This window comes from Mycolicibacterium arabiense (genome assembly GCF_010731815.2).
Lineage (GTDB): Bacteria > Actinomycetota > Actinomycetes > Mycobacteriales > Mycobacteriaceae > Mycobacterium > Mycobacterium arabiense.
The window spans coordinates 3,459,935-3,476,316 of record NZ_AP022593.1 but is presented as its reverse complement, the minus strand read 5'-3'; the positions used below and the strand labels follow the sequence as shown (position 1 = coordinate 3,476,316).

The 16,382-nt window shown below is 67.3% G+C and carries 14 protein-coding genes; 13 read left to right on the top strand and 1 reads right to left on the bottom strand.

Annotated elements, in window-relative coordinates; all coding sequences use genetic code 11:
* The first annotated feature begins 77 nt into the window (after window positions 1-77).
* From G6N61_RS30915 to G6N61_RS31150, 9 genes are all read left to right on the top strand, one after another.
* Complete coding sequence (locus tag G6N61_RS30915) at window positions 78-1,022, top strand: DUF1214 domain-containing protein (protein WP_163919791.1); 945 nt, start codon at window positions 78-80, stop codon at window positions 1,020-1,022.
* Window positions 1,019-2,365 carry a DUF1254 domain-containing protein gene (locus G6N61_RS18255; RefSeq protein WP_235887174.1) on the top strand — a complete coding sequence of 449 codons (1,347 nt, stop codon included), beginning with the start codon at window positions 1,019-1,021 and terminating at the stop codon, window positions 2,363-2,365. The genes G6N61_RS30915 and G6N61_RS18255 overlap by 4 nt, the downstream gene beginning before the upstream one ends.
* Before the next feature lie 122 nt (window positions 2,366-2,487).
* Window positions 2,488-4,029: an arylsulfatase gene (locus G6N61_RS18250; protein ID WP_163919789.1), complete on the top strand. Its 1,542-nt coding sequence runs from the start codon at window positions 2,488-2,490 to the stop codon at window positions 4,027-4,029.
* A complete protein-coding gene (locus G6N61_RS18245; RefSeq protein ID WP_163919788.1) occupies window positions 4,030-4,914 on the top strand; it encodes an HAD family hydrolase in 885 nt (294 codons plus the stop codon).
* Window positions 4,907-5,779: a formylglycine-generating enzyme family protein gene (locus G6N61_RS18240; RefSeq protein ID WP_163919787.1), complete on the top strand. Its 873-nt coding sequence runs from the start codon at window positions 4,907-4,909 to the stop codon at window positions 5,777-5,779. The genes G6N61_RS18245 and G6N61_RS18240 overlap by 8 nt, the downstream gene beginning before the upstream one ends.
* Before the next feature lie 98 nt (window positions 5,780-5,877).
* Window positions 5,878-6,720: a DUF4436 family protein gene (locus tag G6N61_RS18235; RefSeq protein ID WP_163919786.1), complete on the top strand. Its 843-nt coding sequence runs from the start codon at window positions 5,878-5,880 to the stop codon at window positions 6,718-6,720.
* Between the two features lie 72 nt (window positions 6,721-6,792).
* On the top strand, window positions 6,793-7,197 hold the full coding sequence (locus G6N61_RS18230; RefSeq protein WP_163919785.1) for a nuclear transport factor 2 family protein: 405 nt from the start codon (window positions 6,793-6,795) through the stop codon (window positions 7,195-7,197).
* 20 nt (window positions 7,198-7,217) lie between these two features.
* Window positions 7,218-7,910, top strand: coding sequence for a helix-turn-helix transcriptional regulator (locus tag G6N61_RS18225; protein WP_163919784.1), 693 nt, complete (start codon window positions 7,218-7,220; stop codon window positions 7,908-7,910).
* Window positions 7,911-8,277: 367 nt separating this feature from the next.
* Window positions 8,278-11,082: a PGRS repeat-containing protein gene (locus tag G6N61_RS31150; protein WP_163919783.1), complete on the top strand. Its 2,805-nt coding sequence runs from the start codon at window positions 8,278-8,280 to the stop codon at window positions 11,080-11,082.
* A 198-nt stretch (window positions 11,083-11,280) separates the two neighbouring features.
* Here G6N61_RS31150 and G6N61_RS18215 read toward each other — a convergent pair whose 3' ends face one another.
* The gene (locus G6N61_RS18215) at window positions 11,281-11,733 is read right to left on the bottom strand and encodes a PTH2-like family protein (RefSeq protein ID WP_235887173.1); all 453 of its coding nucleotides are present in this window, start codon (window positions 11,731-11,733) and stop codon (window positions 11,281-11,283) included.
* 79 nt (window positions 11,734-11,812) lie between these two features.
* Here G6N61_RS18215 and G6N61_RS18210 point away from each other — a divergent pair, with 79 nt between their 5' ends.
* The 4 genes from G6N61_RS18210 (at window position 11,813) to G6N61_RS18195 (ending at window position 16,266) form a co-directional block, all read left to right on the top strand.
* Window positions 11,813-12,271, top strand: a complete 459-nt coding sequence (locus G6N61_RS18210) for an Lrp/AsnC family transcriptional regulator (protein WP_163919782.1) — start codon at window positions 11,813-11,815, stop codon at window positions 12,269-12,271.
* Window positions 12,272-12,607: 336 nt separating this feature from the next.
* Entirely contained in the window at window positions 12,608-13,051 is a 444-nt protein-coding gene (locus tag G6N61_RS18205; protein ID WP_163919781.1) for a hypothetical protein, read from the top strand.
* Between the two features lie 4 nt (window positions 13,052-13,055).
* The gene (locus G6N61_RS18200; RefSeq protein ID WP_163919780.1) at window positions 13,056-14,018 is read left to right on the top strand and encodes an exonuclease domain-containing protein; all 963 of its coding nucleotides are present in this window, start codon (window positions 13,056-13,058) and stop codon (window positions 14,016-14,018) included.
* 1,087 nt (window positions 14,019-15,105) lie between these two features.
* Window positions 15,106-16,266, top strand: a complete 1,161-nt coding sequence (locus tag G6N61_RS18195; RefSeq protein WP_163919779.1) for a BamB-related PQQ repeat family beta-propellar protein — start codon at window positions 15,106-15,108, stop codon at window positions 16,264-16,266.
* Window positions 16,267-16,382: the final 116 nt, after the last annotated feature.

The following is a 16,382-nucleotide window of genomic DNA, read 5'->3' as shown; positions in this document are numbered from 1 at the left end:
TGACACACGGTGCTCGACGCGAGAACTAGACTGCGGTGGCGGTCGCCCGTGGCTGTGCCGATCGGAGGAGGTCCACCGTGACCATCGTCAATGCCGACAACTTCGCTCGAGCCGAGTCCGATCTGATGTTCTCGCGGATGCTGGCCGATTCCGGCGGACTTGGGCGGTGGGTCCACTACCGGGTGCCCGCGCCGCTCGACCACCAGCCGATCATCAGGCTCAACCGCGACACCCTCTACAGCCAGACGGTCGTGAACCTGACCCAGGGCGCCCAACTCGTCGTGCCCGACTCGGGTGATCGGTACATGTCGGTCATGGTCGTGACCCGCGACCACTACGTTCCGGCCATCATTCACGCTCCTGGCACGGTCGATCTCGATGCGGCCGAACTCGACACCGACTACGCCATGCTGGGGGTTCGGATTCTCGTAGACCCGGCCGACCCGGACGACGTCGCCGCAGTGAATGCGCTGCAAGACGAACTCGAGGTGCGAGCGGCATCCAACGAGCCGTTCCCCGAGCCCCAGTACGACGCCGCAACCCAGACCCACACCCGTCAGGCGCTGCTCGATCTATCGACGGGACTGCCCGACTATCGGCGGGCGTTCGGCCGCCGCAGCGAGGTGGATGCGGTACGCCACCTCATCGGGTCGGCGTCGGCATGGGGTGGACTGCCCGAGTACGAGGCGCACTACGTCAACGTCAATCCCGGTTTGCCGGTGGGGGAGTACCGGATGCGCCTGGCCGACGTCCCTGTCGACGCATTCTGGTCGGTGTCGCTGTACAACGCGCAAGGATACTTCGAACCGAACCCGCTGGGCGTCAACAACATCAACAGTCTCACCGCTGCGCCGGAGGCCGATGGTTCGGTCATCGTGCACTTTGGCGTGGACCCCGGGGACAAGCGCAACTTCCTCTACGTGATGGATGGCTGGAACTTCTTGCTGCGCATGTACCGGCCTCGCCCGGAGGTTTTGGACGGACGCTGGAGCGTGCCCCGCGTGGAGGCGCTGCCCTCGTGACCGAAGCGGGTACGGACCTGCGGGCGCTCGCCGCGCGCGCTTACGTCTACGGGTTTCCTCTCGTGTTCAATCTCGAGCAGGTCCGCCGGTACGTCGAAACCGGGATCGGAGCGAACCCGGCGGCACCGTTCAACTCCTTCAGCCATGCGCGCACGGTGGCCGGACCGGACGACCGGTTCGTCACCATCAACAACGACACCGTCTACTCCATGGCTCAACTAGATCTCTCGGCCGGACCTCTGATACTCGACGTGCCCGACACCTCCGGCCGCTACTACGTGCTCCAGTTCGTCAGCGCGTGGACGGAGAACTTCGCCTACGTAGGGAAGCGATCCACTGGAACGACGGCAGGACGCTACCTCCTCGTCGGCCCGAACTCCGCTGCGGAGGATTCGGACAAGCCGTACGACAACGTGATTCACCTTCCCACCGACGTCGCCTCGATCGTCGGACGTTGGGCCGTGGACGGGCCCGAGGATCTCGCCACCGTGCATCGACTGCAGGACTCGACGACTCTCACGCCGATCGGTGACGGGCAGCCGGTCGCCGGAATTCCGCACGTACGAGACGACGGCGCGGACGACGCACTCCAATTCTGGGAGAAGTACCGCCGATATTCGCAGGCCTTTGCCCCGCCCACGCGCGATCGTCCGGTTCAGGACGGGTTCGCCGCACTCGGGTTGACGGGGACGACCGCGGTGGCAGACCTCGACCCCGAGGTCCAAGCGGCGCTGCGCGACGGTTACGCAGCGGGTGCCGAGACGTTGGCCGGCGTACTGCGAGGGGGACACGTCGACTCCGTCAACGGCTGGCAGATCACGCTGCACTCCTTCGACTACAACCTCGACCACTTCGAAGTCGGCGCCCTCGACGATCCTCGGTGGAAGCAAACCGATGCCACCGAACGCCTCATCTCCCGCGCAGCAGCCGCCCTCGGAGGGCTGTGGGGGAACAACGGCTACGAGGCAGCCTATTTCGCGATCTACGTCGACGACGGCGGCCAACAGTTGACCGGCGAGCATCGGTACGAGGTGACGTTTGACCCAACACCGCCCAATGACGCCTTCTGGTCACTCACCATGTACGACGTCCCCGACTACTACCTCGTGGCCAACGCGATCGACCGCTATTCCGTCGGCGACCGAACGGCCGGCCTGAGGGTCGGCCCCGGGGGTTCGGTCACCGTGTCGATCTCTCACGACCCGCCTGACGACGCCGCGCAGCGAGCCAACTGGCTCCCGTCGCCCGCGGGTCCCTTCCGGCCGGTGCTCCGCGTCTACCTGCCCGGCGAGTCGATCATCGATCAGACCTACCCGCTGCCCCCAATGCGTCGCATCGACTGAGGATTCCTCCGAGTGAACGCGGGGAGTCTGATGGGTTCACGTCGAACCTGACGAACGGGAACCCGGGAACGGTCACGACGCCTAGAGTGAAGCTTCGGGGCTATCTACCGAGGGAGACGCGAATGCCTGGCGGTAAACCCAACATCCTGGTCATCTGGGGTGACGACATCGGCATCAGCAATCTGAGCTGTTACAGCGACGGGATGATGGGTTACCGCACACCCAACATCGACCGCATCGCCACGGAGGGGATGCGGTTCACCGATTCCTACGGAGAGCAGAGCTGCACGGCCGGCCGTGCGGCGTTCATCAGCGGGCAGAGCGTCTATCGCACCGGAATGAGCAAGGTGGGCGTGCCGGGCGTCGATATCGGCTGGGCGGCAGAGGATCCGACGATTGCCGAACTGCTCAAACCACTCGGTTACGCCACCGGCCAGTTCGGCAAGAATCACTTCGGGGACCTCAATAAGTACCTACCAACCGTGCATGGCTTCGACGAGTTCTACGGCAACCTGTACCACCTCAACGCCGAAGAAGAACCCGAGCAGTTCGACTATCCGCACAAGGACCAATTTCCGCGGCTCTACGAGCTGGCCCTCCCACGGGGCGTGCTGGACTGCAAGGCGCTCGACAAGGCGTCGATGGAACCCGACGACCCGAAGTTCGGGCCCGTCGGCAAACAAACCATCCACGACACCGGGCCGCTGACCGCCAAGCGCATGGAGACCATCGACGACGACATCGCTGACCGCACCGTCGAATACATCAAGCGCCAGCACGCCGCCGACACCCCGTTCTTCGTCTGGTGCAACTTCACTCACATGCACCTGTACACGCACCTCAAGCCGGGCAGCAAGGGCCAGGCCGGGATGTGGCAGTCCGAGTATCACGACGCGATGATCGACCACGACAAGAACGTGGGCACGGTACTCGACGCCCTTGATCAACTCGGCATCGCCGACGACACGATCGTCATCTACTCAACCGACAACGGACCGCATCGCAACAGCTGGCCCGACGCCGGCACCACACCATTCCGCAGTGAGAAGAACACCAACTGGGAAGGCGCCTACCGCATTCCGGAGATGATCCGCTGGCCCGGCAAGATCGAAGCGGGCAGTGTCTCCAATGACATCGTCCAGCATCACGATTGGCTACCGACGCTGGTCGCCGCCGCGGGTGACCCGGACGTCAGCGACAAGTTGAAGAAGGGACACCAGGTCGGCGACGTCGAGTACAAGGTGCACATCGACGGTTTCAACCTCTTGCCCTATCTGATGGGCGAGGTGGAACACAGCCCGCGGCGGGGGTTCTTCTACTTCAACGACGACGCCCAACTGGTCGGTATGCGTTTCGAGAACTGGAAGATCGTGTTCGCCGAGCAGCGGTGCCAAGGCACCCTTCGAACCTGGGCCGAGCCGTTCACCGAACTGCGGGTGCCCAAGCTGTTCAACCTGCGGACCGACCCGTTCGAATACGCCGACATCACCTCGAACACCTATTACGAGTGGTTCCTGCGGCGCGACTTCTTCGTGTTCTACGCCACGGCGATGGCGGCGCAGTTCCTCGACACGTTCAAGGAGTTCCCGCCCCGGCACCCACCTGCCAGCTTCAGCGTCGACCAGATAGTGAAGAAGCTCGAAGACTTCTTGGCGGCAGACTGAATGCTCGACTCGTGGCGGGACGGGCCGACGAAGTCGTCGATCGTCGACTTCGTCCACGGCGTGACCGCTGGTGTGCCGGTGGAGGAGCGCATCGCCGTCTTCGACAACGACGGAACGCTGTGGTGTGAGAAGCCGGCGTATGTGCAGCTCGACTTCATCGTTCGACGGCTGGCCGACAAGGCCGCCGACGATCCAGGACTACGGAGCCAACAGCCCTACCGGGCCGCCGTCGAGCAAGACCTGAGCTGGTTCGGCGCGGCCGTCACCAAGCACTATCGGGGCGACGACGACGATCTGAACCTGCTCGCCCGCGCCGGACTGCAACTACACATGTCTATGTCCGTCGACGAGTACGCCGGCCACGTCACCGACTTCTTCTCCCACGCCGACCACCCGACCTTCGGCCGTCCCTACCGCGCGTGCACCTACGCGCCGATGGTCGAGCTCCTCGGCTACCTGGCGGACAATGACTTCACCTGCTACATCGTCTCGGGTGGCGGCCGGGACTTCATCCGGCCGGTCGCGCAGGCGATCTACGGCATCCCGCCGGAGCGCGTCATCGGGAGTGCACAGGGCCTGAAGTTGGACTATTCGGGTGACTTGCTAATTCAGCCGACACTCGACGTCTTCGACGACGGACCCGAGAAGCCCGTGCAGATCTGGAGCCGCATCGGCAGGCGTCCGCTCCTTGCGGCCGGAAACTCGAACGGCGACGACGAAATGCTTCGGTACTGCCGTGGCCTACGGCTGCTGGTGGATCACGACGACGCCGACCGAGAGTTCGCCTATTCCGCGGGTGCGGAGCGTGCGCTCGAGCATGCCGGCGCCCAGGGCTGGACGGTGATCAGCATGCGCCGCGACTGGACGACGATCTTCGATGCCTGACGGCCTCGTTCGCATCCCAGCTCAAACCGCGACGCTCGGCTCAGACACGCACTATCCCGAGGAAGCGCCAAGCCGCGACGTCTCCGTCGATGAATTCTGGGTGCACACCCACGCCGTCACCAATACGCAGTTTGCCGAATTCGTCGCCGATACCGGCTATGTCACCGTCGCCGAGCGCCCGATCAGTTCGGCGGACTATCCGAATGCTCCGACGGAGAACTTGCAGCCGGGCTCCATGGTGTTCCGTCGCACCCCCGGGCCCGTGGACCTGCGCCACCTCAGCCAGTGGTGGATCTGGACGCCCGGCGCGTCATGGCGCCATCCGGTCGGCCCGAATTCGTCGATCGACAGGCGTGCGGACCACCCCGTCGTCCATGTCGCCCACGAGGATGCGCAGACATACGCCGAGTGGGCAGGCATGGCGCTGCCCACCGAGGAACAGTGGGAGACCGCTGCCCGCGGCGGGCTCACGGGAGTCGCGTTCACGTGGGGCGACGACCCCGAGCCGGCAGGACGGAGATTCGCGAACTTCTGGCACGGCGACTTCCCCTGGCGCCCCGAGCCGGGCTACGGCCGCACCATGGCGGTGGGCAGCTTCCCGCCGAACGACTACGGGCTGTACGACATGGCAGGAAACGTCTGGGAATGGACCACCACCTGGTACGCCGACGGGGGAGCGGCGTGCTGCGCCGAGGAGAGTTACGACCCGGCGCAACCCCAGTTCAGGCGACCCCGGCGCGTCGTCAAGGGCGGGTCCTTCCTGTGCGCAGACACCTACTGCCTGCGCTACCGACCCGCCGCTCGCCGCGGGCAACCGGTCGACACGGGCATGAGCCACATCGGTTTCCGTTGCGTCAGCATGTGAGGCACTGCCCGGTCGACTTTCGCCATGACGCATGATGGCGTGTCCGCATTCGCGCCGACCTTCTAGCCGACCGCATCGCGCCCCAGACCGGAGACACCATGGCAAGGACGAGAACCACCGGTAGGGCATGGGCGGTGGTGTTGGTCCTTGCCGTGATCGGGATCTACGTCGCAGTCATCCTGACCTACGCGCTCGCGGGTCGCATCGACGACGCCGACGATCGAGAGCCTGCGACCAACGGTGCGCTGGTGTACCTCGACGTCGACGCCGTGTCGGGAGAGACGTTCTCGTTCCAGACCCGCGTCGCGGTGTATCCGGGGGCCGACCTGCTCACCGCCGATGGCGACCTGCGCGAGGACCTGACAGTCGACGTTAGCCCCGCCGCGAGCGCGGACTCGCTGACGTTCGCACGCGGCACGCGCGTGGGATCACAACCGGTCAGCCTCTACGCCGATGGCGACATCCGCCAGTGGCCATTCGACGCGTACGAGACATCCGACGTGCAGGTGCAGGCGTTCACCGGTACCGGTGCTGCCCGGGTGTCCGTACCGGTCCAGGTGGTCGTCACCGACTCGGTGACGTCCTGGGCGGTGCACGCGCGCGCGTCCGAGTCCGGCCCCGCGCAGGCTCTCGACATCCACGTCGCACGCACGGGCCCGACGATCGGATCCGCGATCGCGATGTGCGCGGTGCTGATCATCCTGCCCGTCTGCACGCTCTTCGTGTCGATTCAGACGCTGCGCGGGCGCAAGCAGTTCCTCCCGCCGATCGTGACCTGGTTCGCGGTGATGCTGTTCTCGGTCCTACCGATTCGCAATCTGTTTCCCGGGTCGCCGCCGATCGGATCGTGGGTCGACTACACCGTGGTGCTCTGGGTGGTCATGGGTCTGGCCACTGCACTCGCGCTGTACGTCACCGCGTGGTGGCGGCAGGCGCCCTAGCCGCTCGGACTCCTCGAAGAGGTGCGCGAACACCGACATAGGGTTGTCGCGAGGGTGTCCGATCCTGGTGCCATGAACGAGAACACGGACGTGACGACGACGAACACCGCTGCTGCCGATGCGGCGCTTGCAGTGTGGCTGGACATGTGGAACTCCGGCGGCGAGATCGCCCGTCGGATCTGCAGTGCGGACTTCCTCATTCACTTCTCGAACTCCGAAGCGGATGGGTCGAATCCGGGCGACGACGTGGTGGGCGCGGAGAGTTTCGCTCGGTTCCTGGATTCGTATCGCGAGCGGCATCCGGATGTGGTTTTCACCGAGGTGTCACGGGCGGTGGACGGTCCGCACGGGCGAATGCTGTGGAACGTCCGCGCCGGGGACGCTGCTGCCGGCGGGGTCGACGTCTTCGACTTCACCGAGGATGGACTGATCCGCGAGGTGTGGTCGGTGGGCGGGACGCGCCCGCATCGCACCTGAGGCCGGGGAGACTTACGGGCATGAGGCGTGCCGAGAGGATGTACGCGCTGGTCGATCTGCTGCGGGGATCGCGCCGGCCGTTGTCGGCCGCTCGACTCTCGGAGGAGTTCGAGGTCTCCAAGCGCACGATCGAGCGTGACATCCAGTCGCTTCAGCTCGCCGGGGTCCCGATCTACGCCCACCACGGGGTGTCGGGCGGATACTCGATCCTGCGGGAGCACTCCTTGCCGCCGCTGAATCTCACGGTGCCGGAGTCGTTGGCAGTGCTTGCGGGCCTTGGTCTCTTGGAGACTTCACCGTATGGGGCGGCGGCGCGTCGGGCGCGCGCGAAGGTCCTCGCGATCAGCCGCGAGGACCAGCTTGCGCCAGTCGACGACGCATTGGCGTCGATGTTCGTCATCGATGCCGAGCCGCAGCCGGACGTAGCAGTGTCACTGATTCCCGAGGCGATTGCCGCCCGCCGAGTCGTACGGTTGGACTACGTCGCCGCCGACGGCGAGACCCGCACGACCCGTGACGTGGAGGCCATGGGTCTGCTGCGCGGAGGGGATGCCTGGGTGTTCGTGGCGTGGTGCCGGCTGCGTGACGGCATCCGCGGGTTCCACCTCGACCGCATCCGGCACCTGGAGATCACCGATGAGGTCTTTCCCGAACGCGATCCCGCGCTGCTCGACGCGGACCTGTCGCGTTGGCGCACTCGCCGGCTCGGATGACGCCACGGCGGGCGTTCGCTGCTCAGTGCTGGTCGGGGCTCGGTTCTCGGGTGGAGGCTACGACGGACCCAAGATCACCGCCGAAGAGGTGGAGCGGGCAGCGCTGAACGGATGGGAACGCGACGACGTTGGGCGCGGACCGCCGCACCGACGGTGCCCGCCTGTTGCTTGCATTCGCGACGAAATGACACATCCGCCGATATGCTCAGCGAGCCTGTGCGGACGCTCTCATCCAGCAGGGGTCGTCCGCGCGCAACGCCCGTCGGTGCCGTGACGGCGACGCCCCCGTGCCGGCCTTCGACAAAGCCCGCCACGGGGTGGGCTGCCCTGCGAACACCGGGAGAGCGCCGTCGTGGCGAAGCATCGTGTGAAGAGAACCGTGTCCGGCTGGCAGCGCGTTGGAGTGGGTGTCGGCGGAGCGGCGGCGCTCGGCGTCGGCGTTCTGTTCGTGGCCGAACACATCGGTCCGTCGGCGCATCCGGTGACAACGGCGCGCGTGCACCTCGCATCGGTCGAGGCGCCGTTGGCGCCCGCCGTCGTCGACGACTCGTGGTGGCTTCGCGACGGCGGTTCGGGCGTCGCTGCCCTGCTGCTACCGACGCCGGCACCCTTGCTCGCAGCTCAACCCGTCGCGGATCCGCGTCCGATGATCGGCTACGGCGGATGGCTCATCGGCAATGGCATCAACGCCGCCGCTGACTGCGTCGGAGCCGCCTGCAACGGCGGAAACGGAGGGCTGTTCTTCGGCAACGGCGGCCGCGGCGCCAACGGCGGTAACGGGGGCAACGCCGGATGGTTCGGCAACGGCGGCGCCGGCGGCAATGGAGGAACGGCTCAGGACGGCGGCAACGGCGGCCGCGGCGGCCTGTTCGTGGGCAACGGCGGTGCGGGTGGCAACGGCGGAGCCGGAACGGCGGGTGTTGATGCTACCGCGGCCGGTACCGCGGGAGCGATCGGCGGCGCCGGCGGCAACGGCGGTGCGGGTGGTGCGAGCGGCGCGATCGGCCTCGGCGGAACGGGCGGCGCCGGCGGCGCCGGCGGACGCGGCGGCAACGGTGCTACCGGCGTGGACGGTGTTGATGCCACGGTCGTGGGCGCACCCGGCATCGGCGGTGCAGCCGGAGGCGACGGTGGTCGTGGCGGAGCCGGCGGCAACGCAGGCGCCGGAGGCGCCGGCTCTCTCCTGCTCAATTCCGGGCAGGCCGGCACGAATGGTGCCGGCGGCGCCGGAGGCAACGGAGCGATGGGCGGCAACGGCGGCGCCGGCGCCGATGGTGCCGATGGCCGTGACGGCGTGAACGGCGCGACTGCCGGCGAGAATGGTGAGGACGGCGTCGCCGGCCAGGCGGGCGGCACGGGCGGCGACGGCGGCTCTGGCGGACGGGCCGGTCTCGGTGGTGCCGCGGGCCTTGGCGGCATCGGAGGAGCCACCGGTGCCGCGGGCAGCGCCGGATTGCAGGGCAACGGAGGCGCGGGCGGCAACGGCGGCAATGGTGGTGCCGGCGGAAACGGTGTGACGGGCGCCGACACGGCGGCGGCGACGGTAGCCGGCGCACCTGGTGCCACGGGGCAGGCGGGTGGCGCAGGCGGTTCGGGCGGTGCCGGTGGCGATGCCGGACGCGGCGGCTCCGGCACGGTGAGCGGCGCGGTGGGCGCCAACGGATCTGGCGGTGCAGGCGGGGACGGGGCCAACGGGGGCAGGGGCGGCGATGGCGCGAGTGGCTCCGACGGAAACGATGGCTCCGGCCGCATTGGTGAGCGCGGCGACGACGGGCAGGCCGGCGGCAAGGGCGGCGACGGCGGCGCCGGCGGAGGGGCAGGGACCGGCGGCCAGGCCGGCAGCGGTGGGACGGGTGGAACGACCGGCCAGGCCGGTACCGCCGGCAGTCAAGGCAACGGGGGCAACGGCGGCAACGGCGGCGACGGCGGTCGCGGTGGCGCCGGTGCGACCGGCGCCACGGGCCAGGCCGGCGCGTCCACCATCAGGCCGTCGGACGGCGGCGTGGGCGGCGCAGGCGGTGTGGGGGGCGACGGTGGCAATGGCGGTGGCGGCGGCGCGGCAGGCCACGGCACCGTCGCGGGGATGAGCGGCGCCAACGGAGACGGCGGTTCGGGCGGCGACGGCGGCACGGGTGGCACGGGTGGCCGGGGCGGCAGCACCGCGGTCGGCAGCGGTGCCTCGGGAGGCGTTGGCGGACAGGGTGGTTCGGGCGGCAACGGTGGCCAGGCAGGAACGGGCGGAACTGCTGGAACGGGATCGGCGGGCACGCACGGCGCCTTGGGCGCCGGCGGCAACGGTGGCGACGGTGGCGACGGTACGGGGTTCGGGGGGCGCGGCGGTGACGGAGCCTCGATGAGCGCCTCCGGCGACGGCATCACGGTCGTCGCCGGCAACGGCGGTTCCGGTGGGGCGGGCGCCGTCGGCGGCCCGGGACAGGGCGGCAACGGTGGGACGGCGACCGTCGTCGGCGACGGTGCCACCAGCATCGGCGGGCATGGCGGTAACGGCGGTCCAGGCCAGGCTGCGGGCGGCACCGGTGGTCTGGGCGGCGCGGCGTCCGCAGTCGGGACGAACGCCACCGCCGTCGGGGGCAACGGCGGCAACGCCGCGGCAGGCATATCGGGCGGAGCGGGCGGCGGCGGTGGCTCGGCCAGTGTCGACGGCCCGGGTGGTACCGCCGTGGGCGGCAGCGGCGGCACCGGGGGCCTCTCGTCGAGCACCGTCGCGGGCGGCCTCGGTGGAAACGGTGGCACCGCGTCGTCGATCAACGACGTCGGAGGCACCGCAACCGGTGGCGCAGGTGGCACCGGCGGAAACAGCTTCGGCGGCACGGGAGGCCAGGGCGGGTCGGGCGGAACGGCGTCGGCGGCCAGCGGGTCGGCTACCGGCGGCACCGGCGGGTCAGGCGGCAACACCGATCTGCGGTCGGTCGGCGGCCGTGGCGGTGCGGGGGGCGACGCGAGTTCGGACGACGGCGCGGCTACCGGTGGACGTGGGGGCGCCGGGGGCAGCAACCCGGTCGGCGGCGGGGGGCGCGGCGGGGACGGCGGCAGCGGCCAAGGCACTCCGGGACGCGGCGGCGACGGCGGTAACGGCGGTTCGTCTGGCGGCGCCGGAGGAGCCGGGGGCAGCGGCAGCACGTCGGACGGGAACCCGGGTTCGGCCGGCTGAGTGATCGTCGGCGTCCCGCCCGCGGCGGGGGCTCGTCGATGGGGGCCGCGTACCGGGGGATGACGGCGAACTGGTCGATCAGCGTGGGGCCGAGCCCGAAGCACTCTCCACCCGCTCGGGTCCGACCTGGGTGACGTTGCGGCCGTCGACCACGCCTGCGCCGACGAGCGTGGCCCCCGCTGAAGACGCATGCCGGCGTCAGCGATGCAGTTTGAGCCCGTCGACGATCTTGTCGACGACCTTGCGCTCCGCGCGCACTGCAAGTCCGACGACGTCCATCTCGGCGCGTCCGACGGCCGCCACCGCGGCCCGGTTCTCGTCGTCGTGACCGGTATCGAACAGTGCCGAGGTGAAGATGGCGGGCGACACTCCTCGGTCGACTGCCCGATTGAGAGTGCGGATTACGCGCGCTTTGTCGGCGCCGAACACCATGACGGGCTGACCGAACATCGGCGCGTACTCGTTGCCGTCGGCGTCGACGTAGCTCAGGCCGATCGCCTCGGCTGCCGTTGCGGCGATGCCGCTGGCGAGAAACGCCGTCACGTTGAGTTTCTGCCAGGTCGTCAAGCCGTCATCCAGGACCACGGCAATCTTTGTGTGCAGGTGGTTCGTTGCCCCGGACGGCTCAGGAGCCAGCTTAAGTTCGCTCACGACGGCCAACGTAGGCGGTTCACTCGTTGTGCTCCACCATGGCCGAATTTCGTTCGGACCTACATGCCATCATGGCCGCGTGGACGAATTGGATTCGGCGATCGTGGCCGCGTTGCAGGCAGACGGTCGGCGCAGCAACCGCGACCTTGCCGCCGCGCTCGGAGTGTCACCGTCCACCACGCTCGAGCGCGTGCGGTCGTTGCGGCAGCGCGGCGTCCTGGCAGGTGTTCACTACGCCGTCGACCTCGCCCAGCTGGGACGGCCTGTTCAGGCGATGATCACCGTGAGGCTGCGCCCGCAATCACGCGAGGTGGTGTTGGGCTTCCGCAACTTCGCGACCCAGCTGCCAGAAACGTTGCAGGTGTTCATTACCACGGGCGCCGAGGACGTCCTCCTCCACGTCGCGGTCCCTTCGACCGAGGCGCTGCGCGACTTCGTGCTGGACTCGCTGACCAAGCGGCGCGAAGTCGCCGGTGTCCGCACCGAAGTGGTCTTCGACCACGAGCGAAAGCACGTCATCCCACCCGCGGATGCATGAGGCATTCGGCGAAGTCGAAGGACCGCGAACGCCCTCATGCCATTTCGGACCGATGGCCACCGTGTGGGGATGACTAGTCACTCGTTTGCCTGACTTAAGGGGCCTTACGCGGTCGTTGGCATCGGTCTCTGTGACGGGTCAGCAAATGCTTTGGCGAAACAAGGCCTGGGGTGCTTCTAGCTCATCTAGCATCGGCGGTGCAGAAAAGGGGTTTTGGTGGGGGACTATGGGCTTTCCGTTGTGGCCGTCGTGGACGCAGGTCCAAAAACGGTGACGGTATGGCATGTCGACATATCGAGTACACAAACAGGTCTAGGCCGTCTCTGCGGTGCCTGGGTGGTTGACGCAAGTAACACGCGCACCGTCGAGCTTATAACCCGGGCGCGACTGGTACTTGCAACCAAGTCGGGAATGCCTGCATTGCAGCGCGCATCGGCAGAGCCGGTCGGCTACCTCGACGTCTACAGCACTTTGCAAAACATCAGTACTGAGCGCGACCGCCTGCAGCGACTCTATGAACAGCAGCCGGGCAAGAACCTAATCGCCCCTAAATGGCCTACCCTTCCCGAGACCTTCAACCTCGATGCGCCACCTTTGGCGCCTGATACCCGCGCTGAGGTCCAGGTCGCGCTCGGCGTCGCCCGCTGGCTGGAAGCGATGGCCGTGGCCTGGGAGGAGATCGAGAGTCAACGTCTCCGCCGTTCGTACATGTCCGGCGATGCAGTCGGTGACGGAAGCTCGGTTCGGCCGTGCCCAGTTGCTCTCGCGGACGCGGCGTAGCGCCGTGCTATCAGGTTTCGACTTTGTCTCGCTCGACGTGGAGACGGCGAATTACAGTCGCGGCTCTGTCTGCTCAATCGGATACGCGGTCGTGCGCGACGGCGCTCGGGTTGAGCAGGGGCAGTGGCTTTGTCGCCCACCTGAGGAGGTCGGTCATTTCGAAGGCTTCAACGTGCGCCTACACGGCATCACACCTGCGATGGTTGCCAGCCAACCCCGGTTCGAAGATCGACTGGGCGACCTACTCGACCGAGTAGCAGATCTCCCGGTGGTCGCGCACAACGCCAGCTTCGACGTCGGCGCGATAAGGACCGCCTGTTACCTGTCCGACATTGAGTGGCCGACGTTCGACTACGGCTGCTCGTTGATGTGGTCACGTCGACTGCTGAATCTCATCAATTACTCACTGCCGTTTGTCGCCGGTCACCTCGATGTGAAGCTCGACGCGCACCACGATGCTGAGGCCGATGCTGTCGCTGCCGCTGACGTAACGCTTGCACTGGCGGCCCTGCATGACGTAGCGACGATTGACGAACTCTGCTCGAAGGCGCTCACGCGTCTTGGCCGACTCACCGCCGTCGACTGGCGGGGCTGCCGGACCATTTGTGACGGGGGCGGCGGAAGCCCAAAGGCAGCACCCGCCGAGGCGAACCAGGACGCTGACCCGCACCACCCGCTGTTCGGCCAAGTCATGGCTTTTACGGGCGCACTTGCCTCGATGAAGCGGCAAGAAGCGTTCGATCTGGTTGCCCGGCTGGGCGCTGTCGGTAGCAAATCGGTCACAAAGAACACCACGTTGCTCGTCATCGGCGACGGTTTCGCCGGGACAACGCCCGACGAGTTCTGGACGGGCAAGGCGCTCGATGCATGCCGATGGCGCGCGAAGGGAAAGCCGATTCAGGTGCTGACCGAGCCGGAGTTCTTGAGTTATGCCGCTGAGACGGAGTCAAGCGGTACTAGGGCCTGATCGCGGAACCACCTCGCCTCGCGCCGGTGAGGAACTCGGCATGTGTTCGTCCTGCTGTCCGTAGGAACTGGCAGACGTGACAGGTGGCATGGAAAGCGGCGAGCCTTGGCGATGCGCGCCGCAAGTTGAACAAGGACATCTACGACGTAGTCGAATGGGCCGCGTTGCGGTGTCCCTAGTATGAAGCCGCCAGCGCCCCCGGTGCCCACGTGCCAGGCGTCTGATTTCTCGTTCGCCGTCGAGCGCCGAGGCGGATGCTGCGGGCTGACTGACGACGGGCAACCGAACCCCGAAGGACCGCCCAATGCAAACCGTCAAGCCAGAAGAACTCCGCAGCGCCGACATCGTCCGAGTGACGGACGGACCCGAAACCATTTACATCGCCACGGTCGTGATCTTAAGGGCGGCAACAACATAATGACCGCGTACCAGTCCTACAATGGCGCTGGTTCGCAGGTCGATGAGATAGCCCTGCTCTCGTCCCTTCGCGCGCGACGCGCCCGCAGCCGCAATTCTACCGCTACCGCTTCTCCCGTAACCAGCTCTCGCATCTCGCTCAACGGCCGACGCCGACGCCGACGCCGAAAGCTCGCATCGCCATCCGCAAGGTCCGGTGGCGTGCGGTCGTCGTCAGCCAGGCGGTTCGGGGTGCCAATACGGCGCCCACTTGGCCAGCGACATGGTGAAAGCAGCTTGCGCGCAGTCCCTAAACCAGGTCCCAGCCCATTCAACTCGATCAGGCTGGCCAGAACGTGGCCCCGGACGTGACGCCGGACTGCGCCGAGCAAAAGAAGTGCAATCGAACGGGTTCCTGGCGTGGTTCCATGAACATGGACCAGTGGAGCCGTCCTAGCGAGGGGTAATCGGGGTGATGAGCGGGGTGTCGAGGGGCGCGCGAGCTGTCCTGTCCCGGTGGGACGGTGACGGTCGTTGCCGTCGCCGCGACCGTGGCCGCGGTGGTCGACGCGATGTGTCACGTCTTCGAGAGCCTTTAGCCGACGACGAGAGTCGGAGGCGATCCGCAGTTGTACTGGTCATTGCCGTAACCGCTGCCGTTGTGATCGGTGCGGTCGTGATTGGTGAAGTCGTGTCCGCCACCGGTCACGATGACCGGCCCGTCGACGCCACCACGTCTGCGCCAACCGAGGTCTCGGCGATCCCGCCTGTACTGGGTGACAAGCGGTTTGAGGTCACGATCTCCGGACGTCCTGACGCGCAGCCCCACGTCGTGCCCGCCGGACCTGGGTTCGCCGTCGTCGTCGATGACAACCTGACAGCCTATGGCGCCGACGGTGTGGAGCGCTGGCACTACCGCCCCGCGGACACCGCGATCGACAACGTGCACGTCTACGACGACGGGGCGGTGCTCATCGCAGCACTGTCCGACAATCTCATCGCATTCGATGCGAACACCGGCCAGCAGCTGTGGACATCATCGGATGAGGATCTGCGCGGTGCGTTCGATGGCTACCAGAACTCCACCGAGCAGAAGCCATACCCGTCGTTGCCGCGGTTTCTGGCGCAGTCGACGGGAACGGTGATGATGGGCTTCGATCCCCGCAACGGTGAGGAGACGTGGCGACACTCGAGGGGCTGTTCCAAGACCGCCTACACCCCAACACAGCTGTTGTGCCTCAACATGTGGGGTGACCACGCGAGAGTCACGGTGGTCGACGCAGCCACTGGGTCTGCAGGCGTTGACGTCAGGGTGCCGATCCCGGGTGCCGGCCGCCCCGAGACTTGGACGTTCATCGCCGAGGACGTCGACTCCAGTGGCGCCGGTGTCGCGATGACGTTCTGGGTCTCAAGCAGTGATGAACAGGACCCGAGCCCGCTGGTTTACCTCAACACCACCTCGCGTGCCTCGGTGCCGCTCGGTGAGGCATCTGCGTTCGGCGGTGATCCGCGTGGCGACTTGCTCGTCACCTCGCCCGGCGGTGGCACCGTGGCACTGCACGACGCGGCGGGCGCTCGACGGTGCATCATCAACCCTGACGCAACGCCGGTGGACGGTGAGTTCGGGGCCACCGCCTGGCTGACCGATCAGATCATCGCCGTGATCAACCGAGGCACGGGATTCGACCCCGAGCCAGCACTAGTCGTCTTCGACCGCGACTGCCGGTCACTGTCGTCGGAACCCGTGCCACCTGGCACGGACATCACCGCGATCGTGCCAGCCCCCGGCGCCACGCTGATCGTGCGCAGCGACGGCGCCGGTACACACATCGACGGCTACTCCCCCCGGTAGGTGCTAGCCGACCTCGCTGGCCCTCACCAGGTCAGGGGGTCCCGAGACGACCCAGCAGACACGCCGGCCGGGCAAGGGCAGATACCCACGCTCGCCGGCGACGACGTGTAAGAGCG

Excerpts from the sequence above, each read along its gene's own strand:
- G6N61_RS18245 (WP_163919788.1), top strand. The coding sequence starts at position 4,030 with ATGCTCGACTCGTGGCGGGACGGGCCGACGAAGTCGTCGATCGTCGAC.
- G6N61_RS18240 (WP_163919787.1), top strand. The coding sequence starts at position 4,907 with ATGCCTGACGGCCTCGTTCGCATCCCAGCTCAAACCGCGACGCTCGGC.
- G6N61_RS18235 (WP_163919786.1), top strand. The coding sequence starts at position 5,878 with ATGGCAAGGACGAGAACCACCGGTAGGGCATGGGCGGTGGTGTTGGTC.
- G6N61_RS18225 (WP_163919784.1), top strand. The coding sequence starts at position 7,218 with ATGAGGCGTGCCGAGAGGATGTACGCGCTGGTCGATCTGCTGCGGGGA.
- G6N61_RS18250 (WP_163919789.1), top strand. The coding sequence starts at position 2,488 with ATGCCTGGCGGTAAACCCAACATCCTGGTCATCTGGGGTGACGACATC.
- G6N61_RS18230 (WP_163919785.1), top strand. The coding sequence starts at position 6,793 with ATGAACGAGAACACGGACGTGACGACGACGAACACCGCTGCTGCCGAT.